The sequence below is a fragment of the Oleiphilus sp. HI0123 genome (assembly GCF_001635315.1).
In genome coordinates, this window is the sequence record NZ_LWGE01000442.1 from 1 (window position 1) to 355 (window position 355).

A 355-nucleotide genomic window follows, 5' to 3' on the forward strand; every position below is an offset into this window, starting at 1 on the left:
ATTCCTACATAACAATGCGATTGGTGAAGTGACTTTCCTTGAAGACGGTTCACCTGACTACACGGTTAAAGGACGTATCGAACAATTCGAAATGGCCTTCGATGAGTTGATGAAGTCTGACGATCCGCTGGCAGAGAACAGTCGCCCGCAGAAGATCACTAAGTTACAGCATGACCTGAATATTACCTTAAGCGGTCAGCCAGATGGCATTGTCCATTTCCCTAAAGGCACGCCTGCTGCGCATGTACTTTCGTCTAATCCACATGATGCAGTATTCTTGAAGTGCGGTGATTTTGTTGAGAACAAAGGCCACCAGTTTGGTATAGATCTACCTGCAGAAGAAAAACTAGCCCTA

The 355-nt window shown here is 45.6% G+C and carries 1 protein-coding gene; it reads left to right on the forward strand.

Annotated features, from left to right (window positions below; genetic code table 11):
- Positions 1-355, forward strand: a 355-nt coding sequence (locus A3761_RS26880; RefSeq protein ID WP_197472811.1) for a hypothetical protein, incomplete at both ends; no start/stop codon positions are given.